A 327-nucleotide genomic window follows, 5' to 3' on the forward strand; every position below is an offset into this window, starting at 1 on the left:
CGCGCTGCCCAGCGAGCGAAGAAAGCAAAGCGCAACATTGAGTGCAACGGCTATATTGAAGGAGCGAAAGCCACCGGGTGGAAACAAGCCATCAACCAACTAGCCGTGGCTTACCCCAACCGATTCGCGGATTACTTGTAAACCAAGCCTCCGCACACAAAGAATCGGACACTCTCCGCCCGAAGCCGAAGGGCAGGCCCAAAGGATCGGCTGCGCCGAAACGCCTCACGGAAGAGGAAAAGCTTCGCCTCCAGGTTGAGCGGCTGGAAGCGGAAAACGCCTACTTAAAAAAATTGCGAGACTTGAGGAACCAGGGACACGCCTGAA

Annotated in this window: 2 pseudogenes; both read left to right on the forward strand. The window is 56.0% G+C overall.

What is annotated here, in order from left to right:
- Nucleotides 1-141: pseudogene (locus QP324_RS11935) on the forward strand (IS256 family transposase); the annotation flags it as partial.
- A gap of 26 nt (nt 142-167) precedes the next feature.
- Nucleotides 168-327: pseudogene (locus QP324_RS11940) on the forward strand (IS3 family transposase); the annotation flags it as partial.

The organism is Corynebacterium sp. UMB0012 (genome assembly GCF_030216265.1).
GTDB lineage: Bacteria > Actinomycetota > Actinomycetes > Mycobacteriales > Mycobacteriaceae > Corynebacterium.